Source organism: Niastella sp. sgz303648 (assembly GCF_059587045.1).
This window is the reverse complement of the sequence record NZ_JCAPSW010000002.1, coordinates 655588-681070: the sequence shown is the minus strand read 5'-3', so window position 1 is coordinate 681070 and position 25483 is coordinate 655588. Positions and strand designations below refer to the sequence as shown.

Sequence of the window (25483 nt, the reverse complement as noted above, 5' to 3'; positions counted from 1 at the left end):
TATTAGGGGTTATTCAATCGGTATTCATATTTGTTAATAATTCTGTTGTTTTGGTCTCTGATTAAATTAAGCCGGCCGAAATTGTCATATTCATAATAAGTTATTCTACCGGCCGCATCTGTCATCGAAGTCATTCCATATAGTGGAGAATATGTGTAGGTGGTCACCTGAGCGTTGCTACCGGCCAGCCAGGTGCGTATTTTATTCAATTCACTACGCAACACAACATCGGAAGTGGGATTGTTCAGAACAGAAAGATCAACTAAAGATGACACCGTAGCATAGTTACTTCCAATTATTTTTGCTACCGGATACACCCCCCTGTACCCCCACAGGATTACTTCTTTTGTGTCATTTGTTTTATATTGTTCGGTTAGATTGCCTTTATAATCATATGCTGAAAAGTTGATTTCGATAGAATCTGCAGCTGTAGTGTATCCCCTGTATTTGGAAAGATGTAATTTATCGGTATTGAACATACCGAAGATGTATTTTGCGCCGCTGAGAAAAAGCGGGTTGGCACCGTTTGTTTTTATTGAATCCACTACTTCAAGCGGTTGCAGGTAGTTTCTGTTCTTTAAGGTATCTTTCATCACCTGTTCTGTAGCTGTTAAACCCAATTTAAAATCGCTGACAGAGGTAAAGGCATATTTATAGGTTTGTTCTTTTGTTTGATTATTGTTGATCGTTACTTTCTTTTGTTTCAGAAGATAGACACCGCCGCTGGTATCATAACTGTAGCTGGTTTTAACCACCTGCGCTATCCCTGAACCGTTTGCAGAGAAAGCAGAATCAATGGTCTGATAAGGAACGGTGAGAGGTAAGCTAAAGTAATAATCATTGACATCGGTAATATCGGCTATACAATCACTAAATTCATCATTACAACTGCCTATAGGCGGCGCACCCTCTGACCAGTAATCGGGACTTGTCGGTGTTCCCAGCGGGTCACGGTGCCAGTACAATTTAATCCGTTTACCGATCTGAGAAGGAGGAATGCTCCACATCCAATCGGTGGTTGTTTTTTTGATCAGTTGGCCATCCTGCCGGTACACTTTTTCCTGCGCCAACTTGCCGCGGTAATAACTATAATCATAAAGCGGACCGGTGGGAAAACCATAATCAGGCTGATCATATGCATAGGTGTAAATCCGATCGGTCCACCCATTTGCGCTATCTACCGTCCGCACTTCAGGATAGACAACAAAAGACCCTCCATCTGATGCTAAGGGATACGCGGTGTTACCCGATACTTTTACGTATTGGCAACGGGTGTACCAGTTATTTTCAACAGAAGTAATATCTACAGGAGAAGCTAACAATCCGCTACCCATAGTGGAATCCACGGAATACATTTTGTAGTAATAGCGGGTTGCATAGGTTTTACCGCTCACAGGATCATAGTCCTTTACTGCTTTTACTCTTACACCGCCTGCATTGTATTGCCGCCGGTGCCAGGTGCCGTAAGGCGTGGAGATCATGGGCGCTGTATCAGCAATACCTTCCTTCCAGCTACCGGAAATACTTCCAATTGTGCAGCTCGAAACCGTAGTAAGGTTAACATCTACCCGGTAATAGCCATTCTTCAAATTCCAGTTACCGCTTGCCTGTCCATTAAAGGTATATAACAATGCTCCCCCCGTTAAGTCTGTTGAATCGGTCAGTCGGTAAATTTTTACATTATAATTGCTGCCGCAAAGTGTAGTGTTGACGTTATTAAGCGTGTAAGTAAATTTAACCAGCGCATAGGAACTGTTAACAGTAAACAATTTTTGCAGGCAGGGCATAGATGTGCCGTAATTATGAAAACTGCTCTCCGTGAAAGTTTTATCTACCATAAACCCAGGATCAGGATGGTAGCTGAAAAAATCACCCAATGCAGCCGCTTTGTTGCCTTCATATTCTATTTGGCGATAGCCTCCGGTATTATAGATGATTTTGGTGAGAATATTCGCCTGCGCATAAAAGCCATTCGCCACACGGTTAGCGTTGAAATCCCAGTAAAAATCGCCATAGCCATTGGAAACAATAATATTTGGGATGAGGGCTGTATTATTATTAGCGGCATTGTTGTAAAAACCCCACATATCCATGCTGCCTGTTAAGATGGAAGGCAGATTATTAAACTCATCGTACTCAAATTTGTGCGTTAAACTATCCGTTCCCGAAGCGCCGAATTGAGAAAAGTTCACCAGCTTCCACCGGCTACTGCTAAAGTTAGTTCCATAATTAAATCTATATTGACCTTTATAATTACCTAACGAATCATACATCTGCAGGGACAATAGCTTTTTTGGACCGCCTGTATAGTCCGGGGCCAGATCAAAAAGAATATATCCGCTGTTAGCATCAATGCGCGATACCATATACTCTGATCCATCCGTTAGCACAGTACCATAATTGCTGAATGTAGTAAAGCCCTGGCAATCTAATCCGCCCAGCGTAAGCGGCATACCCGAACCAGCAAAGCCTGTAAAGAAATTACCACCGGGTGTGAGGGTATATTTAATACTGTTCTCTCCATTCATATCAAAAGCCTCCGTTAAAAAATAGGAAATGGAAGACGGCTTGTCTGGGGACGATGAAGAACCACTGGAATAGGTAGACGTATTTACAATCCTGTAGTTGCCGCTGCCGTCCTTCTTTCTTCCGAAATAATATTTGTTCCCGTTCTCGTCGGTAATAATGAAGGCGCGGAAGCCAACACCACCCGGAGCGCCTGGATTGCTTTCTTTAAGCGTATCTATTTTAATCCCATCATTACTGATCTTCACCAGTTCGCCACTTTCCTTAAAAAAGAATTTGCCCGTACGACCATTGAAGCTGTACATAAACACATCCGGCTCCAGGTCCAGCAAATCATGATCAGCATAATATAAATGATTGTTATTGGAACTGTTGAACTGTGAGGGTTTTAAATATGGATTATTCAACATCCCTGACGACCAGTCATCAGGCCAGCCTTTGACTATTTGCGTTATTCTTCCCCCTCCGTCACTTAAATTAAAACCCAGCCCGACACAAGAAGACAGCTCTTCTACCTTTATCCCGCCGGTAGCCGTATAATTTAAGGAAACATTAGCCGTTAATGATCCACTGCTCACATTACACAAAGGAAAACTGATAGGGATTGTTCCGGTAAAACTACCGATCGGCCGTTCCAGCACCTTAAACAGAGCCGCTGCATTGGGAGGTATGGGTTTAGGCTGTGGCAAATTCTGCTGGTATTGCGCAATACCTTGCAAGCATATATTTACGCACAAGAAAAGGCATAAGTATTTTAATCGCATACGGTTTAGGGGTTTATGGTACTATTATGTTGATTACTTTATGCTGTATCCAAAACGGAAAACAATTGGCTGCGTACGGGGTATTTGTTTATAGCTTAAATAATCCCACAGCAAACTCATTTTACCTTTCAATTTTTTGCCAACCTGATATTTTTTGCTCATGCCGACCAATCCGCTCTGTTGCCAGGCATTTAGTGCTTTTAATTGCTCAATGCGATCGAAAGATGAACGGTAGTTCATTTCATATCCGGCGCTTACCCAAAAAGATCCCTTTACTTTCCAATCAAGGAAACTGCGGGCACTTGCACCTTCATAACTGATTGCGATATGTTTTATATCCTTTCCCCAGCCGACATTTCCGGCCATGCCAATGCCTATAATCGATTGGTCGTTGAGCTTAAAACCGGCTGATACACCGACCTGTGAGCTTGCGGGAAAGAAGTTGCTGCTGCGAGTGCTTTGCAAATTGGTACCCAATTCCCATCGATTCCAGAAACTTTTTACGCGTTGACTATTGGGACGAAACTCTTTTAACTCGCCATCGGAGTTGGCACCCATTTCATTAATCCTGTTTTTTCTTTGTTGTAACTGCCCTTGTGCCTGTTGAATGTTTGATTGCAATACCTGTAGTGAATTATTAGGGCCCGTGACTGTTTGTTGTATAAGATTATTAACCTGGGCACGGGTTTGTAATCCCGGCAAAGGAGGCTGCGTTGCCACATTACCTACATTACCTGAAGAAAAAAGGGAACCCAATATGCTGTACCTGCTCATAAACTCCTGAAAGGGTTTTGTTTTACTAAGCAGGTCAATGGCTTTGCGTTCTATTTTTTGTGGTTCCTTTAATATTGACTTGTACTCCTGAATTTGAGCATTGTAGTAATATGCCTGTTTGGAATATCTTTTTAGTTCCTTTGTCATACCCAGTTTGCCCAATTGCTCTTTAAGATATTGCCGCCGGTTACGTAAATATTGTTGTATTTGCGCCGCTTGCTCAAAGCGGCTTTGCATGCTGTTTACCTGTCCTAATGTTTGTTGTATTAATTTGTTATCCTGTAATGCATTGTTTTTTTCGAGAAATCGAATGGAAGTAGTAAGTGTATCAAGAAGAGGGATATACTCTTTTCGACCGGCTATCTGATTTGCTTTATTGGTGAGTTGTGATTGAAAAGACTGGTATCGCCCTTGTGCATCCTGAAATAATTTTTGGGCTAATGCAGAATCCCTTTTTAATACCTTTTTGTATAAGCGTCTTTCCTGCCTGGATAGCCGTTTTAAAGTATGTTCGCCTTTGGAAATAATTTTATCTTCTAACCGGGAAGTTTTGTTAATAATTTTATCTAAAAAGCGGGTGGGAAACGATAGAACTTTTTCTCCCAAGCTTGTACTGTCCTGGGCCGGTAAAGAAATGGCAATAAAAATGCACGCTACGAGCATGACAAAATGATACAGTTTCGTCATCGACGAATAGTTTAGGAGGTTACCAATAATCAAGTGCCAGGCTGTTAAATTATTTACCTAAAATTCCTTAACACGTTAGTAAGTACAGATTAATTCTTAAGTGAAGTATTTGTCGGGAACTGAAAACTGTGCAAAAGTGTTGGTTGGTAAATTACAGTACAACGTTAGTAACTCAAAGGTACATTTCCAAGCAGAATCTTAATTGTTGTTTTAAATCAAGTCATACTTAAGCCCTGATCCATTCCGTTACACCTGTGCTTATATTAGGAAAACAAGCAGAGATGATTTTTTGACAAAAAATGTTATCAAATGATAATTTGATAAGTATAAATATTTATAGGGCATGCGTGTAAACCCATACAGCTTAAACAAACTGAACTGTACCTGGAGAATGTGATATCCACCAGTCGAATAAAATCAATGTTATATATAAATCTTGCTTTAAGAGTTTGTGACGAATACTTTGAAGAGCTTTTAGTTTTTGATTGTGAACAGTTTTATTTGTGATCTTCAGCCGACGAGCAATATCCCCAGTTTTCATTTGTTTAAAGAAAACCATTTCAAATATTTGCCGGCGTTGGGAAGGTAAGGCTTGTACTTGATTTTGGATTTCCTGCAGAATTTGAGCATTTATAAGTTCATAATCATTCTTGACAGAATAATCTTTTTCAAATAAATATTTCAATTCCTTTTCAGTCTTTTCTACTTTCTTTTTTTCCTTCAAATAATTCAGGCTTGCATTTTTGGTACTTATGTATAAAAAAGACTTGATTTTATATTTTGTCTCAAATGTCTCTTTTTTGTTCCAAAGCTTGGTGAAGATATCGATTACAATATCCTCTGCCTCCTCTTTATTTCCAGTTAACCGTTCTGCGAAATAGCAAAGAGCTTGAAAATACTCTTTATAAATACTTTTGAATACCTGGGTATTTCCTTCTTTAAACCCATGTAGGGTTTCATGAAGGTGATTATCTAATACCATATCAAGGAACTGGTTTTTATGTTTTACAAATTGATGACTTTGTAATTACACAATCGTCCTACATGGCCGGTTCGGCATAAATAATAGATGTTCCCTCATATTTGCGAAGACCAGTTACTTCGAGAGTATCAGAGATATATGTTAGTTTGTAATTTTCGACTATCATCGGCTCCCCCTTTTTAAGATGGTATTTCTTCTCATTCGCTTTTATTCTAAGCAAATTAGGATCAAAACTATAATTATAACTACTATCAAGGTCCAATTTAATCCTTAGGGTATCCCCACATAATGGAATATATTGATAATGTAGTGCAGATACCCGCAACTGACCTTTCCATTCTATTTTGCATGGTCCAGAAGTACAGCAATTAATTGACAATTCTAACAAAATCACAACTATGAGTCTTTTCATTGACAAATTTTTAGTTTTTATTAATTATGGTTTGGATATATAGAGCTGCTTATTTAAAATCATTGGTATTATAAAACATTGGTTTAGAAATTTTAGATTTAAATGGTTCACCGGCATTAAATAGCGTTTCGATACCAAATACTTTATTGGCAGCTATAGTATAGGATAAACTGTCAGAGGTATAATTCTTATATACTTTATCAACAATGTCCCTTGCTATTGTATCTAATACTGCTATTTTATATTGCACTTCATCCGAGGGCCGGTCATTACTATCAAAGTTCCTGAATGAAATGGTATCATTAGAAAACCAAACTGCAACATCATGTACAGCGGTATACCTGAAAGCACGTTGGAAGTACTTTTCGCCCGGAGAAATCACTGGCTTTACGTTCCTGATCCTGTTCCTGCATCCGGTATTAAGTACAGTCAATAAAACAAAGAAATACATACCGCCATTATATACCTGTTTCATAGTCTTTAGTTTAAAAAGGTTTAAAGAATAGGGTAATCAGCATAGCCTATATTGCTTGTCGCTGCTTTTTTCCATTTTCGTAAATTAATTTTTTAAAAGAATTGGGATCCAGTTTTATTGTAGTCATAGGTAAAAATTATTACCCTTTATAATCTCTTCTAAGGCGTTAATGATTTTGAACGGATCATCACTGTCAAATTTAGAAATAGCGCCTTCTACTCCCAAGGTTTTCAACTTTGAAGTAGAATTGTTATTATTAACTGAAGTGCTTGCCAAAACCTTTAGGGAATATTTCGATTTAAGCAACGTAATAGTTTCAAGAGTTTTTGGATCGCCTCCTCTGTAAGAAACGATTGCAATATCTGCCGATCTTAATATGATATCCTGTTCAAAACTTTTATGGCCATAAAGCCCAATTACATTGTAACCGGAATTAATCAAAAAACTACTAATCAGCTCTCGAAATTTTATGTTATCATCAATAATTACAATTGTTAGTTTGGTCATTGCAAGATTGTTTAGTTACGGTGTCCCCTTATAAAGCAAGAAAACATTGGCACAATATTATAGAATCGGTTTAAAGACAGTTTGTTTGTTGTTAGTTTGACTGAATGAATTTTATGGATCTGCAAATCAATATCATAGCCATCATGATTTTTTTAAGGGTTCGGAATACTTAAAGAATGCCATAACTCCTATGTTTAATGAGTTTTCACAATGGATAATTGTTAAGCAAAGAAATTCTACTATATGTCGATTTTTGGGAGTAATAAAGGTTTTTGTTTCGGTTTATATGGAACAAAATTCAACTGTGCATTTTCGAAATTATAGGTAAGCATTTTCGTTATTTTGTCATCTTTTCTAAATATTACTACGAGCTTTTTAACAGTTTTTGGATCTTTTTTTCCTACCATTTCATAAACCACACCGGCGACGTGTTGAAAGTAAAGATCATAATTGTCCATCTGGACAAATAATTTATTAAGGTTTACACCGAGCAAAACTCTCCCTGGTTCATCAGGATCAATTTCAAAATTAGCTTCGAAAGGAAATATTTTGGCTAACAAATTCAACTTTTCATCGGTAGACAAGTTTTTGGTTTTTTCAAGGCTACCCGTAAAATATTCATAGTAGCAAGGGTTGGCAGAATCAAGAGAAACCGTCATAATGTAGGCACCGGTAAAAACCTTTGCGCTATCTCCAATTGCCTCATTTTGTATAAAATAAGCCAATGCCCGAAATCGGTCAGTTCTTGTAACACTATCAAGGTAGCAATAGCTTGAATTATAAGGTATACCAATGAGAAAGCGACACTTGCTATTCTTGGTAAGCGGGTAGTCATAATCCATTTCAGAGTAAGGAGAGGCAACTGTGCTAATATGTAACACCTTATCGATTACCCGCACCGATTTGTTCTGACTAAACGAAACGAACCCGAAAAAAACAAGTGGCAAAGTGAGTAGATAATATTTCATAAAGAAGTTGTATTGATTTGATATTTCACTCCTTATAATTTTTTATAAAAAGAAGATCAAAGTTTTCAATATCGTTTATTATGTCGCCAGCTTCATTATCAAACTTTAATACTGGTTTTAAATCTTGCCCTGAAATAGTCCTGATGAGAATATGCGGATATTTCTCCTTTTTGTTTTGACAAAAAGTAAAAGCCGCCAAAGTAAGCATTTGGTAATATGTGTCGGTAATTAAAGGATCATCTTTAAACTTCCAATTATCTGTATATAGGCGTATATCGATTACTTTTTCATTAGACCTTTGAATAATTTTGGCCTGAGCAGGCATGGGTAAAGCTCTTGAAAAACACAAAAGTCGATCCTCCACTGTCAATTCATGTTGCTTTATATAATTAGCAGGAACAAAATAGGAATACTTGTTATGGTGGCTACAATCGAAAAGATTAATTTCTACATGTTCATAGTATGAAAGACTATCCGCAATTGCAAACCGGTAAAAGAAATCGAACATAGCGCTGAGCTTGGAATTTACCTTTGCGCTGTCTTTTAAAAAGGAATCGTCCCCATGAAAACCAAAAAGAAAGTATCCCTTTGCATAATGATCGGGAGGATAATACAAACAGGTATCTTGATCAGGTCGCATTAAAAACGAAAACAGTACGGCCTTTTGCAAAACAGTAAGACTTGTTTCCTGTGCAAACGGATGGAAATAAAAAATCGAACAGACAATAAACAAACCTATTCTTCTCATGCAATCAGTTTGAGTTATAATTTCGAAATATCTTATCGGACTTTACAAAAAATGTTTTTTCATGTATAAGTGCTCCTGAGTCCGTTTGTGTTTTGACTATGATTTGATCGTATTCCCTGTCGTTCTTTTCGATGACAAAATCATAGATGATAATTGCCGCAACCTCAGCATAGATATCCATTGCAGTAAGGTCATTGCGGATGTCCCAATCATCACCAAATATTGTTAAAGCGATATCCCGTTTGCCATTAATCGGATCGGATACAGAAATAACCGCTCGTATAGGCATTGCTTCTATAACGCAGCCCACCCGCTGGCGAAAATTTAGCACGGGCGCATTACCCTCTGTCGGAATAAGCCATGTAGCTTTAAAATTTCCATATTTGTCATATAATCGAATTAGCGCGGGGTCTTTATAATATTTGGTACTATCCTTAAGAACGTAGTACTTCAGGAGATCCATATACCCTAACATACAATGGATCTTCATCGTACTGTCTAAAGAAAAAAAATGGTCCTGTTTTCTCACTGAAAAGGATAAAAATCCTTTTTTAAATTTCGTGGGAGGTTCATATCGTCCCGGAAGTGCTTTACCTGGTTGAATCAGGTGCATAAAAACAGTGCCCTTTTTTCGAACAGAAGGTTGGGCATTCATGCAAGGAGAAAAAAGCAAAACCAGTAAACAAGCTGTAACATGTTTCATATGATCAGTCAATTTTTTGGAAGGGGAGCTACTCCCGCCATATTATTTGTATAGAAAATCATTCTATCAAGCATGGTATTGTTTTTATCAATAATTCTCATTGTAAAAGTGATCACCTTTTTGTAGTCCCTTTCGATGGCGAATTCGAATAAAACTTTTGCCAGTACACGTGCGTATTTTTGAAACTCTGAAATATGCCAGGGATAAGGGAACTTCTCAACATATAAATACACAAGAAGGTCATCGCCTTTTTCTCCCGGCAGTAAACTGAATACGGCGGGAATGAAAAGAATTCTGGTAAGGAAGCCCAACCTAATTTCCATGGGCATTTTAACTTTATTCCGTTTTGGGTTACAATAACAAGAATAAGAGTTCAGGATGTTTTCATTAGTAGAATCAGTAAGAAATATATAAAGAGAGTCAAAGTAGGATGTACTATCTGATATCGCATATTCCCAGGCTAATTCACATAAATGATCCATAATGACTGATGCCGAAGTATCTGGCTGTCCCTGTTTATTAATAGCAAGGAATCCAAAATTGTAATTGAGTTTATTTTCTTGCCCCGGAGAAGAAAAGCAAATAGGATATTCCACCGGTTGAACCAAGTAAGATAAAATGGAAGCTCTATAATCACGCGAATTTATTTCTTGAGCTAAACATGCCCAGTTAATAAAAAAACTCAAAGGGATAGTCAAAATACATTTTCTCATAGCATACAATTTGAACGGTTGCTTGATCTATTATTTATTCAGTACATCATTCAGTCGCTTCCAAATTTCGCTTTCGTTTTTTGAAGATTCGAAATACATATTATGGTATTGTTTGTAAAAATTCGGATCATTTAAAGGGTTGTGCCAGAAGCATAAGACCTCCCCCTGCATGCTTTGAAAGATCGATAACAAACCATCAAATTGACTCCGAACTTTTTCTGAACTTCTATAAAGCAGATCATTGATGATCAAAGTCATGAATTGATTATAAGTTCTAAGAAATCTGAAATCAGATAATTGGTAACTGCTGTCAACAAAATATCGCATGACAATCGTTTGTTTACCATTGAAATTGTCAGCATAGTCCGTGACCGTTGACCAATAAAGCGCTGGAGAAATCTTTTTTAAAAAATCTTTAAGTTGGTATTTATGGTAATCGAACTTATTCATATCATAACCCAACACAAACTGTACTGTATCCTTAACAGTAAAGAGAATTGAAACATCTTTAAAATTCAAGTTGTCTTTATTAAAGCCGTAGGATGCTATTGCATCAAGGATATGACCTGCAGCATAAGAAATTACGGCACTATCATTTGTCTTCGTAGGTATTGCATAAAAAACAGATAAAGAATCTTTATTCGTGCGCACTGTACAGTCAGGACTGATCACTCGTGCCATCAAATAAATTCTATCCATCATAGACCAATCTTTTCTATTCACATCAATTTTGATCAAATCTTGCAATGGAATATTGGTTCCAGACATTGTATCCTGACATAAACCATGACACCAAAACAAAAAGCCAAAAATGGCAAAGCAGAGTTTCTTCATTTTAATTGTATTGTTGTCGTAACGGGTTGCTGCGCGTTTGAACAGGGCACATAAATTCCTTGCCACTCTTTCCAATTATCGTTTAAATAATGGATGGATTTTAATACAAATAATAAATCTCTTAAATAATCATTGCGGTCTTTTTCGTTTATACAATAAAATTGAGATTGCAGAATATCATTTTTAACGAACCAGGTAGTGGGAACGCGAAGGGCTTTAAGAAAAAAATCAAGGGACTCTAACGTTGGCGTTTTTAGTTGATAGTCTTGTATTGGAAAAGAATTTTCAAAAACAAATTTTCCCAGCGTGTTAAAAACGCGAACCAAAAATCTTTTGTTTTCTGACAGGAAATATTCAATATGTTCCTTTAAGGCTAAACTAAAGCAGCAATCAAAAATATATACACTTGTATTATTGATCTCGCTTTCATGGGTTTCAAGAAAGGTACTATCATAATACAATTCAACAACGAAATAACTCACAGAATCCTTAACAATAAAGTGAGATGCAAAGAGATTAATAGCGCATCTTATTTTACTGACGATTGAAAGAGTTTGTGTCAAACTATATATAAACGGAACGGTATCTAACACAGGCGATGAAGAAAGATTTTGACTGTGTCCATTTTTGATAATTAAAAATACAATCAATAACAAGCATAGCTTTTTCATTTGATCTTAATTAAAAAAAGGTTTAACAAATATTCATTCAGTATCAGTTGGTTTAATTGCAAATTGGTTCTCACACATACATTTCAACTAACATATAGTCCGCATCAGACGAGGCTTATAGCCATGTGTTATGCCCCTGGCAATGCGGGGTACACTTTTTTTATTATAAGTTTTGTTAAAAGCATGCGAGTAATTTCTTAGTATTGGTACTGGTTAAAAAAATATTTTTATTATTTCAAGTACTACCTATAATATTCACGAATAATCTTGTAGGGTAATCTGCTTATCCGATCCTTTACAAATTTTATTCCTTCTTGTAGTCTATAGTAAACAGTCTGCCTTGTTATATTTTGATGCTCAGCTATTGCTATCGCGGATTCTCCATCAGAATAAAACAGGAAAAATGCTTCTTTAATACCTTTTTGTAAATCTTCTGCTATATTATATATCAATTCCAGAGCTGCATCTTCTCTGAGTATTTTAAAGTTTTTGTCGGGATCTACTATGATTTCCTCATATAAGGCCTCAACCATTTTTTCTTTCCAATTATTTCTTCTTCGTTCATATCTTTTTATATTAAAACATTTGTTTTTGACACAAACTATTATGTATGCTTTTATCTCATCAGATTTTTCAAAAATGTGCCGATGTAACCAAATAGATATGAATACATCTGTTATAACATCTTCCGCTTTGTCTCTTTGCTTAAGTATTCTATTAGCAATATGAAACACATAGTTATAATGATTATAGTATATTTCTCTAAATGCTTTCTCGTCTCCTTCACTAAGTTTTTTTATTACCAGATTCGAGCCCATGTTTATTACTCCGTATTATCTTATTGAGATAAAAAAGCCGGCGCCTCTGAGTTGCGAAATTTTAATGGTTATGGTGAGAACGGCGCCGGCGGTCTGCTTTCATAATCTTCGGGTAGTTTTGTTCTTAGTGATGTAATAACAGTTTTAACTGATTATGTTTTCATAGGTAATTAGTTTGTTTTATTTATGCGATTCATATTGTTAGATATAATTTGAAAAATTAAAATCCGACCCCAAGCCTGGGGACCGGCCCAATACCATTTACCTGTTTTTCATATAGATTTATTCTTTAATTTTTATTGAGAATTTACCTTGCGACATCCAGAATTCGGTTTTCCAGTTATTGGCAGACATTAGGATTACAAAATTTTTTATTGATGTGGAAATCGGAATTTTTCCTTGAAAAACAAATTTGTCAGGATTACCGACAAACATGATCGGTGTTTTATACCAACGTTGAAGCTTATTAAGAAATGCGCTACCACTATAATCATTCGCAGTAATGAAGGCTGCCTGCGAGGGTATATATTTGTCAGTATTCCTTTGATAATGGTATCCGCTATCGGTGCCACGAACCCATTTTACATAACAACCTTCAGTTAGCGAAGCTGTGGCTTGTCTAAACCTTATTTCCGCTGTTCCTTTTATTACAGAAACATATGTATATGGCTCATCTTCGTAGGTTATCACATCTATGATACCAGATTTCAGATAGATTTTAGTATTTCCATTTGTGACAATAATTGGATGTTTTCTCCTTTCCGTTTTAAATATTGCCCGGCCTTCAATTTTAATTTGGGGATCTTTTGCCAAATTTTGTGAGGCAATTATGGTAGTACCAGCATCCGCCTGAACGTCTATGCCACCAGGCAGTTTAAAGTGTTCCCGTTGGCCTAATGGAATTTGATATACTTTAATAGGAAGGCCTACAGTATCTATTTCAATTGTATCCACTGCTGGTAGATATTCACATCGCTTTTGGACGGTAGAATTCACATATAGGTTATTGCTTAGCTTATAAACTTTCTTTGTTTCGATCTTCGTGGATAAAGAATCTTTTCTAAAAAATTCATTGATCTCAGCCTGGGTAGCAAATCTTTCAGAAACAGCAGTAGTATCTGTATTGGCTAAAATATCTTTTTCAGATGCCTTATTTGTGCAGTAGGGCGAAGTAATTATAAAAGCAAATGATAAAAGTTTAGGAAGACTCTTTTTAGTCATAGAAAAATTTTAATGGTTCTCTCTCTTTCTATTTCCTTTAGGTATTAAATAGTGCAATAGGGCAAAGGGTATCATCAGTGAGAGCATAACAATACAATACTAAACAGTGTATTATACTGTTATAGGCTCAACTATGAGACTTTGGTTGAGTTAAAAACCGGGCGAAAGAATTTAACCAGTTTGGGTGGGTTTTCACCATCGGCCTGGTTCCTGGGAAATCTCAAGGTTGTAAAGCATTTTCACTAACTGCGAGGGTCCGGCCCTCTAAAATTGCTAAATGCCTTACGTTTCACCATATCCACTCACAGGGCTGTTACATTTTTTATTTAATTCATATAAACTCCAACTTTTTCTTTTAGCATTTGCACGCCTTTCTGTCTCTGATTCCTGATCGTGTTTACAGAGCGTTTTAATATTTCCGCGATTTGTGAACAGCTAAGACCTTGAATATAGCATAGCTCCATTACGACTTTGCATTTGGGAGGTAGTCGCTTAATTGATCTATGTAATCCTTTTAATGTTTCTGAGTAAATGAATTCATAGTACCGGACACCGTCTTTTAGTTTCTGCGAGCGTATAAGAGTTCTATTTTCTTTTGAGTAAGAAAATAGGAACCCTTCTAAACGGGTTGAATTGGATGTATAGAGATCTTCAAAAACATCCTGCAGGTATCTAATTTTTTCTATTTGCCTTTTACGGAACTTTTGCTGTTTATTAAAATTGAAGCAGGCATTTCTTAGGCATTTAAACAAATAGGCCCTGACCGACCTGATATTATCAAAGTCAGCCTCTTTTTCCCAGTAGTTTAATAGAATCTCTGTTACAATATCTTCAGCACACGCAGTATCATTTACTAAACGAAATGCGTGATTGAAGAGCTCGGCTTGATATTCTTTATAAACCACCTCAAACGAAAGCACAGCAATGTCCTTATTCATGTGTATCATGGCTTAATCTCCTATACATAAATTAAAGCCACTATATCGTACCTATACCTGAATGCCTTTATGTTGAAAAACAAGACTTTACGCCTTATATTTGTACTGTTTCAAAGTAGTTTTTGGACCAGTAATCGCTAACTAATTTCCCAACCAATCAATTCATGTAAGTTTTGACTAATAACCAAAATCTTACACATGTTTTATGCTATATCTAAGGACATATAAGATTCTCAGTTCTAATTTACAGTTTAACTCACATAGCTGGCTATGGGATAGTGAGCAATCCCATAGCATAGTATCCCATTCCTTAGATTCCCATAGCCAAATATTCCATAGCGTAGTGTGTGGTTTAAAAGTTTGATATTCATTTATTTTACGAATCGAATATCAAAAAGGACTACATAAAAAATTTCAGTGAAAAAAGAAAAGAAAAAAACGGCCAACAAGCCCATATCCGACCAGGAAAAAGAAAGAATGAAAAAGCTTGGTCTGGCGATTATGGAATTGCGGGCTGCTAAAGGCGAATCCAGTGAGACTTTCGCCAATAAATATGAATTAGGAAGAGCAGGTTTTGGGAGTATCGAAAGAGGTAAAACAAATGTCAAGTTTGTTACCCTGGGTCGAATTTTTGATGCGCTCGGCATATCTTTCGAAGAATTCTTCGCTGAATGGGAAGAATTAGCGAAACTTGGTGCCGCAAGAAAAGAAAAAGAGGCAAAGAAAAAAGCGAGTAAAAAATAACTATGATCGCTTATTCTTTTCCTATAGTATACTCCAAACTTTAGCACATTACTGTCAAAGAACAAATTACTTCGTCATATTATGGACATAAAATGATATCATGGCATTACTACGATGCCATTTTTTATTTTTACAAACCTTCCCATCTATATAAACAACTATAAGGTTATTTTGTACTAAAAAAAATTTCACTTTTTTAGTGAATAAGTGTTTATGCCTATTCACTTATCACCCCTAAATATTTTTTTCATATTTCGGGCAAAACAATCCAATAGGTATATAAATATATTATATACCTTTTAAAGAAAAATGCTTTGTAAGATTAAGTGAGAAAGAAAAAAGGATGCAGGTCTCAACTTTTACCGACTGGAGCCCCTGGGAGAGCGAACACGATAAAGAGAGCCCACACCCTTGTAGGCGTGGGCAATCTACTTATTCGTCTCGTGTTCAACTAGAAATTTCCCAGGTTTCCAATTCGGACTTACAAGCGACTGCTTTTAACTATTTCAGCAGGATTCAAATATTTAATTATCAATTATATATCCTATATGTGATGATTTTAATCAGTTACTAAGATAATAGTAAAAATCGAAGTGTCGCCTATTGTACCACACTTTTTTTTCGAATTTCTCACACTTTCGGCTATGAGTTCGAAAAAGGCTGAAGAAATAAAGAAGGGATTTGGAAATCACTTAAGAAAAATAAGGGAAGCTAAATCTTTAAGTCTCCGTGAGTTAGAAGCAATTACAGGTATAGATCATAGTTTCCTTGGCAAAATGGAGAATGGTGTAGGAAATCCATCTTTAATTATGTTATTTACCCTCGCAGAAGGTTTAGGAGTAGAAATTACTGACCTTGTAAGTTTTAAGTAAAAGGATAACTAATTGTATCTTTATAGCCCAGCCAAACAATTTACCTAAGATTTCCACCGGATCCTGTATCTGTATTTTCAATTCAATTACTCATAGTTGTAGCAAGTACGTATTGTCAACAAAAAAATAGGCAGTATATTTTAATCTCAAAAATTGATTTTTGGAAACCCTTTGTTATGCAAAATATCTGATTAATGGCAAGTAGAATTGAAGAATCTTCATCAATCAAAATTTTGATTGATGAGGTCAAGACATTAATGATAAGAATTTATACACTGATGTTTGAAGCAGAGTATGATTCCCTTTATATAATTGCTTTTGACGCTGTAAACGATGCAGAAGCTGCTAAAAATATTTTGGATGAAATTTTAAATGAAACGGTCCTTGCAATCTTAGAATCCGGCTTTAAACTATTTCAACCAGATGAGATCAAAAATAATTTCAAACTTCGGATAAATGAATGCTGCCAGAAGTATATTGCTGAAATCGATGCTGAAAGAGAATTCCAAATTATTCACGGACAAACTACACATCTTGATAATTCAAGGGATGAAGAAATTATGAAAGCTGCATTAGACGCATTTAATAATTTATCACCAGCAAGGAAAAAGATCTTATATGACACACTTCAATCAGGTTCACCCAAAACAGTAGCTGAAAAAAATAATATAGAACTAGAATCGGTATTTAAAATAAATTGGAAAACAAGGCAAATGTTAAAGAAAAAGCTCAACAAAATATAGAAATATACCATTTACCTGACCAAAACCATTTACCATTGACAATACCTTCATCAAATCCTGATCCCAAAGTGATCGGGGAGTTACTAATTAAATCTTTATCTGGTCCAATAACAGTTGACGAGGAAGTAGAACTTACAAAATGGCTAAGTGAATCAAAAGAAAATGAAGAACTCTACCACAAATTACAGGATGAAATACTAAAAAAAATAGGTGATGAATATAATGAAGGAAATAAAGTGCAAAAGGCTAAAACATCGAAACAGAGTTTATATAATAAATTCATTGTCGTAGCTGCTTCATTATTTCTTATTGCCTCCGTAATCATATTGCGCTTTTATAAGTCCGATAATAACCTGCCATTTGTAACCCAATCTAAAGATATTAATCCTTCAGATGGAATAATATTAACCTTGGCTGATGGAAAAAATATAAATATTGATACGGTGTTAGAGGGCATCAAACAAAACAATGCATTAATAAAATTTTCAGGCAATGGTTTAACATATGTTCCATATAAAAACACGTCAGATCAAGAATATAATACCCTGACTACTTCTTTCGGAAAACAATCCTTTATTCAGTTACCGGATGGCAGCAAAGTTTGGCTCAATGCCTGTAGCACAATTCATTTCCCTACGGCATTTGATAGCAAAAAAAGGAAAGTACAACTTATCGGCGAAGCCTTTTTCGAAGTATCCACCATAACTGATTCTACTTTGGCTAATGCCAAAGTCCCGTTTATTGTTGAGTTAAAAAAAGGCAATCATATAAATGTAACAGGAACTGAATTCAACATAACTGCTTATATTGATGGTGATATAAAAGCCACATTAATAGAAGGAGCTATTGAAGTTCAAAACAGCAACTTTACAAAAATAATTGAGCCAGGTGAGCAGGCTATTATAAATTCTTCTGGTGACATAACAACCGGCCATATCAATGATACATATGAAACATTCTCTTGGAAAGATGGCATGTTTAACTATAATGACGTGCCAATTGATCAAGTAATGGAGGATATTTCTCGATGGTATCATGTATCAATTGAATACAAACAATATGTTTCAAACCACTTAACAATTACAGTACCACGAGCTATAACTTTAAATAATTTATTGGACCTATTAGAAATGAATTCTTCAGTCCATTTTGAAATATCCGGCAAAAAAGTAATAGTATCAATTTAAGCCAGAATGAGGACATTAGTAGCAATATTATTGATTTGTTTCTTTTCTATTTCAGGATACTCACAACTGGTGACGTTAAATGAATCAAATGTTCCAATCAGAAAAATTCTAATTGAAATCAAAAAACAAACTGGTTATTTTTTCAGCTTAGGTGATCTTAAAATCAATGATAAGTTTACCATTAACATTAATAAAGTCCCTCTCAAGGATGCATTAGATGATATTTTTAAGAACAAGCCTTACTCTTATACAATTGTAAATAGAATTATTGTTGTTTTAAAATCAAAAAACAAATCAACTGTACAGACATTATTTACTGTAATAGGTAAAATTGAAAACCAAAGCGGTGATCCGTTACCTGAAGCTACAATCCAGGTATTAAATACAAACAAAGGAACCGTAACCAATTCCAACGGTGAATTTCTGATGGAGGGACTTCAAAAAAATAGCACCATTCAAATAAGCTCAATTGGCTATGAATCTCAACAGCTTCTATTAAGTGATCAAACTGAAATAAAAGTAAAACTAAAACCATCTGCCACGGGACTCGATGAGGCCATCGTTATTGGTTATGGAAAAACTTCCCGCAGGTTGAATACCGGCAATGTCTATAAAGTGAAAGGGTCTGAAATTGAGGATCAGCCAGTAGCAAACTTTATGGCCGCTTTGTCAGGAAGGGTTCCGGGAATGCTTGTTTCCCAAACCAGTGGAATACCTGGTGCCGCTTTCAAACCTGAGATTCGTGGGCGTGCATCAATTGGAGCCAAGTATGGTAACTTTCCTGATATCAATCTTCCAATTTTAGTTGACGGAGTTCCTTTTGCATTAAACAACAACAATCTGCCTGTTATAGCAGCAGGTGTAGCCTTATCACCTTCTGGTAGAAATTCGTTTGATTTGATCAATGTAAAGGACATTGAAAGTATTGAGATCTTAAAAGATGCTGATGCAACAGCAATTTATGGTTCCCGTGCTGCAAATGGTGTTATTCTTGTAACAACCAAAAAAGGTGAAGTTGGAAAACCTAAAATTTTAGTTACAACAAACACTGGTTTTGGAAGCATTTCCCGCTATCCGAATATGATGAATACCGGGCAATATATAGCGATGCGCAGACAGGCCATACTAAATGACGGGAATACTCCGAATGCGTCTAACGCACCCGATCTATTTAAATGGGATACCACCAGATATACAGATTGGAAAAAAGCATTAATAGGCGGAACAGCTTCAATATTTAATTTTAACACTTCTATATCAGGCGGTACTAAGCAAAACCAGTACATAGTAAGCGCCTCATACCGTAAAGAAACAACTGTGTTTCCTGGAGATTTTGCCGATCGTATCTTTTTCGGCCACGCTTTCGCGAGTCACCAATCGAAGAATGAAAAGTTTAAAGTCGAGGGAAGCGTCATTGCAACGCACGACAATAATAACTCCCTGGTTACAGATATGACTCAATATGTTAACACTGCACCGGATGCTCCTACAGTGTATGATTCAGTAGGTAATTTGGTTTGGCAGCAAAAAGGTTACGCTTTCAATAACCCCATGGCGCAATTGAAACAACCTTATCATGCAGTTACTGATAATATACTGACGGGGATAAACTTGAGGTACAATCTTTTTAAAGGTTTGGTTTTGAAAACAAATGGCGGACTGAACAACATAAAGATCGATGAATCCATACTTCAACCAAGAAGCTCATTCAATACTTTTTCAAATCCCAGTGCGAATGGGATTTCATATTTTTCTTACGACAAATTAAAAAGTTGGGTTTTAGAGCCACAGATCCAATACAGTACTAATATTGGGGGCGGAATTTTATCTGCCCTTGTAGGAGGAACATACCAACAGTTAAAAACAAGGATTAAATATACAGCAGCTACATTGTTTTCAAATGATAATGATATAACGGATATAAGCAAAGCTGGCCACGTTGAAATAAAACCTTTTAACTCTGATTACAAATATGTTGGTGGTTTTGGTAGGTTAAGTTATAACTGGCATAATAAATATGTTGTGAACCTGACTGCCAGAAGAGATGGATCAAGCAGGTTTGGAAAGAATAACCAATTTGGCAATTTTGGTGCAGTGAGTGCCGGATGGATTTTCTCCAATGAGTCATTTGTTAATAAAGCATTACCATTTATTAGTTTTGGCAAGATCAGGGGTAGTTATGGCATTACAGGTAGTGATCAAATTGGCGATTACCAATATCTCGATCAATGGAAACAATCTTCAAATAATTATCAAGGGACACAAGGGTTAGAACCGGTTCAACCTGCTAACCCATACCTTAGCTGGGAGGAAAACCGAAAATTAGAAAGTGCTTTAGAGCTTGGGTTGTTCAACAACAAGATTTATTTTTCTGGAGCATATTATCGCAATAGGACCGGTAATCAGATACTTTCTATTAACTTACCAGCTACCACTGGTTTTCAAAGAATGTCAGCAGGAAATTATCCAGCTATCGTTCAGAACAAAGGATGGGAGCTAATTTTGCAATATAACATGATTGCCAAAAAATTATTTGAATTCAATTCTAAAGTGGTTTTAACTTTACCTCAGAACAAAGTGCTTTCTTTTCCGAATATAGCAAGTTCCCCTTATGTCAACAAAGGAATCCATATTGGCAAACCACTCTGGTCAATAAATGGTTTCACCTATACAGGAGTAGATAAATCAACTGGCCTTTTCACTTTCCAAGACTTAAATGGAGATGGAAATCTTGATTATACAAATGATTATTCAATAATCTGCACTCAGGATCCAAAGTACTATGGAAGTTGGTCAAATTATTTAAGATTGGGAAATTGGGATTTTGAGTGCATGTTTGAATTTAAAAAGCAGTTATCATTCAATTTATTGAACTGGATTTACACAAACAAACCTCCTGGAATATCAAAATCCAATCAACCAGCTTTGTTGAGTAATTACTGGAAAATGCAAGGTGATGATGCGGTTTTACAAAAGCCAACAGCTTCCTTAAGTTCTGTAGCGGCCGGACAGATAGATAACTTCCTTGCTTCATCTGGAGTATTCAGTGATGCAAGCGCTGTAAGACTTAAAACTGCTTCCATCTCATACAGTTTTTCGTCTAAAGTGTTAGCAAAACTGCACCTCAAAAAATGCAAATTCTACATTTCAGGTAACAACCTGGCAATATTTACTCATTTCATTGGTACTGATCCCGACACTATTGATGTAATAACCTTACCGCCTCTGCGAACCATTGCAGTAGGATTACATCTTAACTTCTAAGGGTGACTGTAATACCTTTGATCAGGCGAACCAGGGTCGATAGGAGCTGGTGGCGTGCCAGTACAATGTGATGGCGTGAAACCTAATTCTCGGAGGGTTTTGGGATTATCTGGATTATTGCTATAACCTGTTAATTGAGACTCAGCATCAAGAGTGTTCGATCTTAAATAAGTAAGGTTGGTATCAAACCAGTAATATAGAGTTTGATGGCTCCTAACGTTTTCTACCGTTTTTTTGTTTACCCTACCTGACATAAAAGAAAGTGCCAATACGCAAATCATAAATGTTGTTTTCATACCGCTGCCTGGTTTTTTATATTAAAAACCCAGGAAAAAAAATTTATAGTTAATGGTAATGAATAAAGGATTATTCGCGACCGTGATATATGTTACCATACCTACTCAGTCGCAATCAAGTTTCGAAAACGATACAGATTGCATGAGAATTTATTTCCTTTCTTAAAATAGATCCATAGTTGAAGTAAACAGAAAGCTGAAGTCCTTAACCAATTCTTACGATAAAATTACTTATTAAGTTGTGCATCAGCGTTAAAATAATGCTTAAAGCACGAAATATTTTCTTTCATTTCTTTTCATTCAAATAATCACAACAATATATCTTTTAAAAATTTATAATTTTTAATTAGCCAAGTAGCTCCCCTCTCAAATTTCACTTAGTGTATTGGGAAGCTCAACCAGTTCATATTAATGTGTAGTCTCACTTATTAGATATTGATAAATGACAATAGATTATTCCACGCAAAGGAGTACAGAAATTCCACGGAAAGGATAACAACGGAGTTAAAATTTGTAACCCCGCTTTTGGGATTCCACGGGAAAGGAGTACAGATTTTCCAGAGGAAAGGGATACAAAAATTCCACAGTAAAGGAGTACAGAAATTCCACGGGAAATGATAACACCGGGATTTGAATTATTGCTGGTATTAACAGCTTTAGTCTTCAGAGAGTGCACAAACATCATTCATTTTTTGACATGTGGCGTTTTAAAACTGTTTTTATTCCTAAACAGTGTTAAAAATGGCAAACAAAAGGATAGCGATGCTAATTGTACGACGTCTGATCATGAGACCTGACAATAGCCATTTTTGATTCATATCAAAGGACAGGAAAAATTAAGCGGATAGTCGGATGGCTTGCTTTGTAAGCCACAAAAGGGCAGCAGGAAAAGGCACTGGCTCGCACTAATTCAGAGATGACATTAATCAATTTTTTTTAAAAAACTGGCTACCTTGCGGGCGGCATGACTGCAGAGAAAGAAACCAAATTTAAACAGCCGAATATGGCGGCAAAGAAATCATCCAAACTTAAAGGGCCGAAGATATCAGCGAAGAAAGCAACCGAAATTAAAGGCAAGCCGAAAGATGATCGGTATAAGGCAGTAAAATTCATGATTGAGAAAAAGGTTATAATGACATTCGAGGGCATTTTTAAGATAATCCCCCGCTCAGTCGTTGCAAACGACATGCGTAAGAATAATAATGCGATGAAGCGGCGCATAAAATACCCAGGCCTATTAACAATGAACGAAGTTGTAAAACTTTCCAAGCTAATTGAGATTGATCACAAAAAAATATATCAGTTAATATATAATGAAATCAAAGATTATTAACTACTACTTCCTTCGGTTTCTTATCGGGTCGAAGGTAGCGGAACGATGCATGCCGAAGCTCTCTATACTTTGTAATTTCCAGAAACCTAACGGTACACACGTTCTGCGGCCGGCACCAAACTATTACATCCGGTTTCTTTTTTTTCCAACGTATGCTGAGCTTGGGTTCTTCTGCGAATGGGCATTGATTTGTGGGCTTTATTTTTTGCATTAATTCAGCCATCACTTTGTCACTGAAACCGGTACCTACTTCACCAATAAACTGAAGTTTTTTGTTTTGATAACCACCAAGAATCAATGTTCCAAAGGGCATGCCGGTACCTTCATTCTTTGTGTAGCCACATATGATAAATTCTTCTTCGCGAGTTGCCTTCAACTTCAACCAGTCCTTTGAACGCTTTCCAGGCACATATATCGAATCAATTTTCTTAGCCACAATACCTTCAAGGCCTTCTCTCTTTGCCATTTCGAAAGCCGGCTTTCCGTAAGTCATAATTTCATCCTGATATAGTACCACTGGTGATTGTGGTAATATATGCTTTAGAACCGATTTCCGTCGATAAAGCGGTTCCTTATGCCAGTATAATCGTTTAAATTCCGGGTTTGCAGTTTAACTTTGCCCTCATTTATGTAGGCTAAAATGCGATAGCCATCGAGCTTAATTTCGAAACACCAATGAACATCGTTAAAAGCCTTATACCCAGGCGCTGCTGACATTGGAATTATATTGTCAGGCATTTTCATTCTACCCTCCTGAAGTTAACTGGGGTATCAAAGTCGATAGACTTCAATTGCCAAAACATTTTCGGATGCTCATTTACGAATTGAATATCATCTTTTAAGTGCAGATGTTCCCTGCAGAAGTGGTTGAACTGTTCAGCTGACATTTGAGCAAAAGCCTGCAGAAATTGTTCTTTATTGTATAGTCCGGTAACCGGCGCCAGCTCGCATTCCTGTAAAATTTGCCAGCTCTCCATATTCAAATCCTCCCAAACATAATTTAACGAAAAAAGAGCACATAAAAAAATCCCGGCGAAACCCTTAGCCTGCCGGGATCGACTACTTTGGAGAAGAGTAAACCACGATCAAATATATTATTCGCTTCATTTAAAGTGCTCAAAAACTACGATTTGCATTTTATTAATTCAGTTCGACCAAAAAATAATACATTTCGTCTTTTTTCGTTGGCTAAAAAACACCTTTTTTTCTTTTTGGCAAGCGCTACTTCCTTTCGCCCGACACAATCGAAAATCATCTGAAATCGTGGGACCAATATCCTACATTACGCCTTTTCCCTATCTTTAATAATTGTATAAATCATACACATTTCCGTATATGGCGATACAGAAGAACAAGAAGGTGTTAAAGGAAATTGGTAACAATTTAAAAAAGCTCAGAACAGGCAAAGGATTAAGCTTGCGTGATCTGGCCACTAAATGCTCCATCGATCACAGCGATATAGCCAAAATTGAACGCGGTGAAGTAAACGTAACCATACTCACCATAAATCAAATTGCCGACGGCCTTGACGAGCCGTTACACGAGTTCTTTATATTTGACATGAGCAGATGAAATAATAAAAGAGTCAATGGCAATAAGCATTCAGCATCCTATTATATCTTCCCTAATACTCTTTTCCCTTTATCTTGCTCATATTACACCCAAACACAGGTAATATTTTTGTCCAAACCATACGCTGATAATTCCACGCAAAGGAGTACAGATTTTCCCCGGATGTAATCGGCTGCTGCAAACCTAGGATTGCATGTTCAGTAATATGTGAAATTGACCAATACGAATTGCGACATGCATGCTTTAAATGTTTACGGCCTGACAAGAAAGCAAAAAGAAGTGATGATTTAATAGCCTTCGCCAAAGAAATCCTGTATCGAAATATCCAAAGCCCGCAATATTTTAACGAGACTGCTGATTCTCATATCTGCCCCACGTTCAAACCTTCCGATCTGTCGACGATCGATGTCGAATGCATTTGCGAACTTTTCCTGGCTTTTATAACCTTGGGCCTTGCGCATTTCCTTAATGCGAGTAGCAATTTTTTTGTACGTTTCTTGCTGTTCTTCTAAAAGAGTTGGCCGTTCTTTTGATTTTTTTCCGCCTTTCATCTGATAAAATAAACAAATCGCCCAATATTAAACCACGGCAAATATACCGGGGACAAATATGTAGCACTTTCAAAAAAAAATTCCTACCTTTGATTCATAGGATAAGGTTTAATGGTTAATTGGTATTTGATTAGTGCAGGGCCTTTCACCATGGTGAAAGGCTTTTTACTTTATATATCT

At 36.4% G+C, this 25483-nt stretch carries 26 protein-coding genes and 1 pseudogene; 7 read left to right on the top strand and 20 right to left on the bottom strand.

Annotated features, from left to right (window positions below; all coding sequences use genetic code 11):
• Positions 1 to 2: 2 nt before the first annotated feature.
• The 15 genes from AC59IL_RS07295 to AC59IL_RS07225 form a co-directional block, all read right to left on the bottom strand.
• Complete coding sequence (locus AC59IL_RS07295) at positions 3 to 3215, bottom strand: RHS repeat domain-containing protein (protein ID WP_496551444.1); 3213 nt, start codon at positions 3213 to 3215, stop codon at positions 3 to 5.
• Positions 3216 to 3323: 108 nt separating this feature from the next.
• Entirely contained in the window at positions 3324 to 4751 is a 1428-nt protein-coding gene (locus tag AC59IL_RS07290) for a hypothetical protein (protein ID WP_496551443.1), read from the bottom strand.
• A gap of 364 nt (positions 4752 to 5115) precedes the next feature.
• Positions 5116 to 5733, bottom strand: coding sequence for an RNA polymerase sigma-70 factor (locus AC59IL_RS07285; RefSeq protein ID WP_496551442.1), 618 nt, complete (start codon positions 5731 to 5733; stop codon positions 5116 to 5118).
• 58 nt (positions 5734 to 5791) lie between these two features.
• Positions 5792 to 6145 carry a hypothetical protein gene (locus AC59IL_RS07280; protein WP_496551441.1) on the bottom strand — a complete coding sequence of 118 codons (354 nt, stop codon included), beginning with the start codon at positions 6143 to 6145 and terminating at the stop codon, positions 5792 to 5794.
• A gap of 49 nt (positions 6146 to 6194) precedes the next feature.
• The gene (locus AC59IL_RS07275; protein WP_496551440.1) at positions 6195 to 6620 is read right to left on the bottom strand and encodes a hypothetical protein; all 426 of its coding nucleotides are present in this window, start codon (positions 6618 to 6620) and stop codon (positions 6195 to 6197) included.
• Positions 6621 to 6743: 123 nt separating this feature from the next.
• On the bottom strand, positions 6744 to 7127 hold the full coding sequence (locus AC59IL_RS07270; RefSeq protein WP_496551439.1) for an ANTAR domain-containing protein: 384 nt from the start codon (positions 7125 to 7127) through the stop codon (positions 6744 to 6746).
• A gap of 239 nt (positions 7128 to 7366) precedes the next feature.
• The gene (locus tag AC59IL_RS07265) at positions 7367 to 8095 is read right to left on the bottom strand and encodes a hypothetical protein (protein WP_496551438.1); all 729 of its coding nucleotides are present in this window, start codon (positions 8093 to 8095) and stop codon (positions 7367 to 7369) included.
• Between the two features lie 25 nt (positions 8096 to 8120).
• Entirely contained in the window at positions 8121 to 8843 is a 723-nt protein-coding gene (locus AC59IL_RS07260) for a hypothetical protein (protein WP_496551437.1), read from the bottom strand.
• A 4-nt stretch (positions 8844 to 8847) separates the two neighbouring features.
• Positions 8848 to 9546 carry a hypothetical protein gene (locus AC59IL_RS07255; RefSeq protein WP_496551436.1) on the bottom strand — a complete coding sequence of 233 codons (699 nt, stop codon included), beginning with the start codon at positions 9544 to 9546 and terminating at the stop codon, positions 8848 to 8850.
• A gap of 8 nt (positions 9547 to 9554) precedes the next feature.
• Positions 9555 to 10259, bottom strand: a complete 705-nt coding sequence (locus tag AC59IL_RS07250) for a hypothetical protein (RefSeq protein ID WP_496551435.1) — start codon at positions 10257 to 10259, stop codon at positions 9555 to 9557.
• A gap of 30 nt (positions 10260 to 10289) precedes the next feature.
• Positions 10290 to 11093, bottom strand: coding sequence for a hypothetical protein (locus AC59IL_RS07245; protein WP_496551434.1), 804 nt, complete (start codon positions 11091 to 11093; stop codon positions 10290 to 10292).
• Entirely contained in the window at positions 11090 to 11764 is a 675-nt protein-coding gene (locus tag AC59IL_RS07240; protein ID WP_496551433.1) for a hypothetical protein, read from the bottom strand. The genes AC59IL_RS07245 and AC59IL_RS07240 overlap by 4 nt, the downstream gene beginning before the upstream one ends.
• 242 nt (positions 11765 to 12006) lie before the next feature.
• A complete protein-coding gene (locus tag AC59IL_RS07235) occupies positions 12007 to 12582 on the bottom strand; it encodes an RNA polymerase sigma factor (protein WP_496551432.1) in 576 nt (191 codons plus the stop codon).
• 282 nt (positions 12583 to 12864) lie between these two features.
• Positions 12865 to 13803, bottom strand: coding sequence for a hypothetical protein (locus AC59IL_RS07230; protein ID WP_496551431.1), 939 nt, complete (start codon positions 13801 to 13803; stop codon positions 12865 to 12867).
• Positions 13804 to 14129: 326 nt separating this feature from the next.
• Positions 14130 to 14741, bottom strand: a complete 612-nt coding sequence (locus AC59IL_RS07225; protein ID WP_496551430.1) for an RNA polymerase sigma factor — start codon at positions 14739 to 14741, stop codon at positions 14130 to 14132.
• A 417-nt stretch (positions 14742 to 15158) separates the two neighbouring features.
• On the opposite strand from AC59IL_RS07225, the gene AC59IL_RS07220 reads away from it, so the two are divergent.
• The 5 genes from AC59IL_RS07220 (at position 15159) to AC59IL_RS07200 (ending at position 21551) form a co-directional block, all read left to right on the top strand.
• Positions 15159 to 15485: a helix-turn-helix domain-containing protein gene (locus AC59IL_RS07220; RefSeq protein ID WP_496551429.1), complete on the top strand. Its 327-nt coding sequence runs from the start codon at positions 15159 to 15161 to the stop codon at positions 15483 to 15485.
• Positions 15486 to 16129: 644 nt separating this feature from the next.
• Positions 16130 to 16357: a helix-turn-helix domain-containing protein gene (locus tag AC59IL_RS07215; protein WP_496551428.1), complete on the top strand. Its 228-nt coding sequence runs from the start codon at positions 16130 to 16132 to the stop codon at positions 16355 to 16357.
• 194 nt (positions 16358 to 16551) lie between these two features.
• Positions 16552 to 17100: a sigma-70 RNA polymerase sigma factor region 4 domain-containing protein gene (locus tag AC59IL_RS07210; protein WP_496551427.1), complete on the top strand. Its 549-nt coding sequence runs from the start codon at positions 16552 to 16554 to the stop codon at positions 17098 to 17100.
• The gene (locus AC59IL_RS07205; RefSeq protein ID WP_496551426.1) at positions 17055 to 18287 is read left to right on the top strand and encodes a FecR family protein; all 1233 of its coding nucleotides are present in this window, start codon (positions 17055 to 17057) and stop codon (positions 18285 to 18287) included. Before AC59IL_RS07210 ends, AC59IL_RS07205 begins: the two co-directional genes overlap by 46 nt.
• Positions 18288 to 18293: 6 nt before the next feature.
• Positions 18294 to 21551: a SusC/RagA family TonB-linked outer membrane protein gene (locus tag AC59IL_RS07200; RefSeq protein ID WP_496551425.1), complete on the top strand. Its 3258-nt coding sequence runs from the start codon at positions 18294 to 18296 to the stop codon at positions 21549 to 21551.
• Here AC59IL_RS07200 and AC59IL_RS07195 read toward each other — a convergent pair.
• Positions 21548 to 21847, bottom strand: coding sequence for a hypothetical protein (locus AC59IL_RS07195; protein ID WP_496551424.1), 300 nt, complete (start codon positions 21845 to 21847; stop codon positions 21548 to 21550). The two genes, AC59IL_RS07200 and AC59IL_RS07195, sit on opposite strands and share 4 nt — an antisense overlap.
• Positions 21848 to 22811: 964 nt before the next feature.
• Between AC59IL_RS07195 and AC59IL_RS07190 the strand changes: the two genes are divergently transcribed.
• Positions 22812 to 23180, top strand: coding sequence for a hypothetical protein (locus tag AC59IL_RS07190; protein ID WP_496551423.1), 369 nt, complete (start codon positions 22812 to 22814; stop codon positions 23178 to 23180).
• Here AC59IL_RS07190 and AC59IL_RS07185 read toward each other — a convergent pair.
• From AC59IL_RS07185 to AC59IL_RS07175, 3 genes and pseudogenes are all read right to left on the bottom strand, one after another.
• Positions 23167 to 23589, bottom strand: coding sequence for an ATP dependent DNA ligase (locus AC59IL_RS07185; RefSeq protein ID WP_496551732.1), 423 nt, complete (start codon positions 23587 to 23589; stop codon positions 23167 to 23169). The two genes, AC59IL_RS07190 and AC59IL_RS07185, sit on opposite strands and share 14 nt — an antisense overlap.
• Positions 23563 to 23742 (bottom strand): annotated as a pseudogene (locus tag AC59IL_RS07180) (ATP-dependent DNA ligase); the annotation flags it as partial. The pseudogene AC59IL_RS07180 and the gene AC59IL_RS07185, both read right to left, overlap by 27 nt.
• Positions 23721 to 23897, bottom strand: a complete 177-nt coding sequence (locus AC59IL_RS07175) for an ATP-dependent DNA ligase (RefSeq protein WP_496551422.1) — start codon at positions 23895 to 23897, stop codon at positions 23721 to 23723. The pseudogene AC59IL_RS07180 and the gene AC59IL_RS07175, both read right to left, overlap by 22 nt.
• A 618-nt stretch (positions 23898 to 24515) precedes the next feature.
• On the opposite strand from AC59IL_RS07175, the gene AC59IL_RS07170 reads away from it, so the two are divergent.
• A complete protein-coding gene (locus AC59IL_RS07170; protein ID WP_496551421.1) occupies positions 24516 to 24752 on the top strand; it encodes a helix-turn-helix domain-containing protein in 237 nt (78 codons plus the stop codon).
• A gap of 287 nt (positions 24753 to 25039) precedes the next feature.
• Here AC59IL_RS07170 and AC59IL_RS07165 read toward each other — a convergent pair whose 3' ends face one another.
• A complete protein-coding gene (locus tag AC59IL_RS07165; protein WP_496551420.1) occupies positions 25040 to 25303 on the bottom strand; it encodes a helix-turn-helix domain-containing protein in 264 nt (87 codons plus the stop codon).
• Positions 25304 to 25483: the final 180 nt, after the last annotated feature.

Bases quoted from the DNA above. Each gene is read 5' to 3' on its own strand.
- AC59IL_RS07260 (WP_496551437.1), bottom strand. From the start codon at position 8,843: ATGAGAAGAATAGGTTTGTTTATTGTCTGTTCGATTTTTTATTTCCAT.
- AC59IL_RS07165 (WP_496551420.1), bottom strand. From the start codon at position 25,303: ATGAAAGGCGGAAAAAAATCAAAAGAACGGCCAACTCTTTTAGAAGAA.
- AC59IL_RS07200 (WP_496551425.1), top strand. From the start codon at position 18,294: ATGAGGACATTAGTAGCAATATTATTGATTTGTTTCTTTTCTATTTCA.
- AC59IL_RS07210 (WP_496551427.1), top strand. From the start codon at position 16,552: ATGGCAAGTAGAATTGAAGAATCTTCATCAATCAAAATTTTGATTGAT.
- AC59IL_RS07235 (WP_496551432.1), bottom strand. From the start codon at position 12,582: ATGGGCTCGAATCTGGTAATAAAAAAACTTAGTGAAGGAGACGAGAAA.
- AC59IL_RS07285 (WP_496551442.1), bottom strand. From the start codon at position 5,733: ATGGTATTAGATAATCACCTTCATGAAACCCTACATGGGTTTAAAGAA.
- AC59IL_RS07215 (WP_496551428.1), top strand. From the start codon at position 16,130: ATGAGTTCGAAAAAGGCTGAAGAAATAAAGAAGGGATTTGGAAATCAC.
- AC59IL_RS07290 (WP_496551443.1), bottom strand. From the start codon at position 4,751: ATGACGAAACTGTATCATTTTGTCATGCTCGTAGCGTGCATTTTTATT.
- AC59IL_RS07225 (WP_496551430.1), bottom strand. From the start codon at position 14,741: ATGAATAAGGACATTGCTGTGCTTTCGTTTGAGGTGGTTTATAAAGAA.
- AC59IL_RS07175 (WP_496551422.1), bottom strand. From the start codon at position 23,897: ATGTCAGCAGCGCCTGGGTATAAGGCTTTTAACGATGTTCATTGGTGT.
- AC59IL_RS07250 (WP_496551435.1), bottom strand. From the start codon at position 10,259: ATGAGAAAATGTATTTTGACTATCCCTTTGAGTTTTTTTATTAACTGG.
- AC59IL_RS07195 (WP_496551424.1), bottom strand. From the start codon at position 21,847: ATGAAAACAACATTTATGATTTGCGTATTGGCACTTTCTTTTATGTCA.
- AC59IL_RS07275 (WP_496551440.1), bottom strand. From the start codon at position 6,620: ATGAAACAGGTATATAATGGCGGTATGTATTTCTTTGTTTTATTGACT.
- AC59IL_RS07170 (WP_496551421.1), top strand. From the start codon at position 24,516: ATGGCGATACAGAAGAACAAGAAGGTGTTAAAGGAAATTGGTAACAAT.
- AC59IL_RS07230 (WP_496551431.1), bottom strand. From the start codon at position 13,803: ATGACTAAAAAGAGTCTTCCTAAACTTTTATCATTTGCTTTTATAATT.
- AC59IL_RS07265 (WP_496551438.1), bottom strand. From the start codon at position 8,095: ATGAAATATTATCTACTCACTTTGCCACTTGTTTTTTTCGGGTTCGTT.
- AC59IL_RS07255 (WP_496551436.1), bottom strand. From the start codon at position 9,546: ATGAAACATGTTACAGCTTGTTTACTGGTTTTGCTTTTTTCTCCTTGC.
- AC59IL_RS07245 (WP_496551434.1), bottom strand. From the start codon at position 11,093: ATGAAGAAACTCTGCTTTGCCATTTTTGGCTTTTTGTTTTGGTGTCAT.
- AC59IL_RS07240 (WP_496551433.1), bottom strand. From the start codon at position 11,764: ATGAAAAAGCTATGCTTGTTATTGATTGTATTTTTAATTATCAAAAAT.
- AC59IL_RS07270 (WP_496551439.1), bottom strand. From the start codon at position 7,127: ATGACCAAACTAACAATTGTAATTATTGATGATAACATAAAATTTCGA.
- AC59IL_RS07280 (WP_496551441.1), bottom strand. From the start codon at position 6,145: ATGAAAAGACTCATAGTTGTGATTTTGTTAGAATTGTCAATTAATTGC.
- AC59IL_RS07190 (WP_496551423.1), top strand. From the start codon at position 22,812: ATGACTGCAGAGAAAGAAACCAAATTTAAACAGCCGAATATGGCGGCA.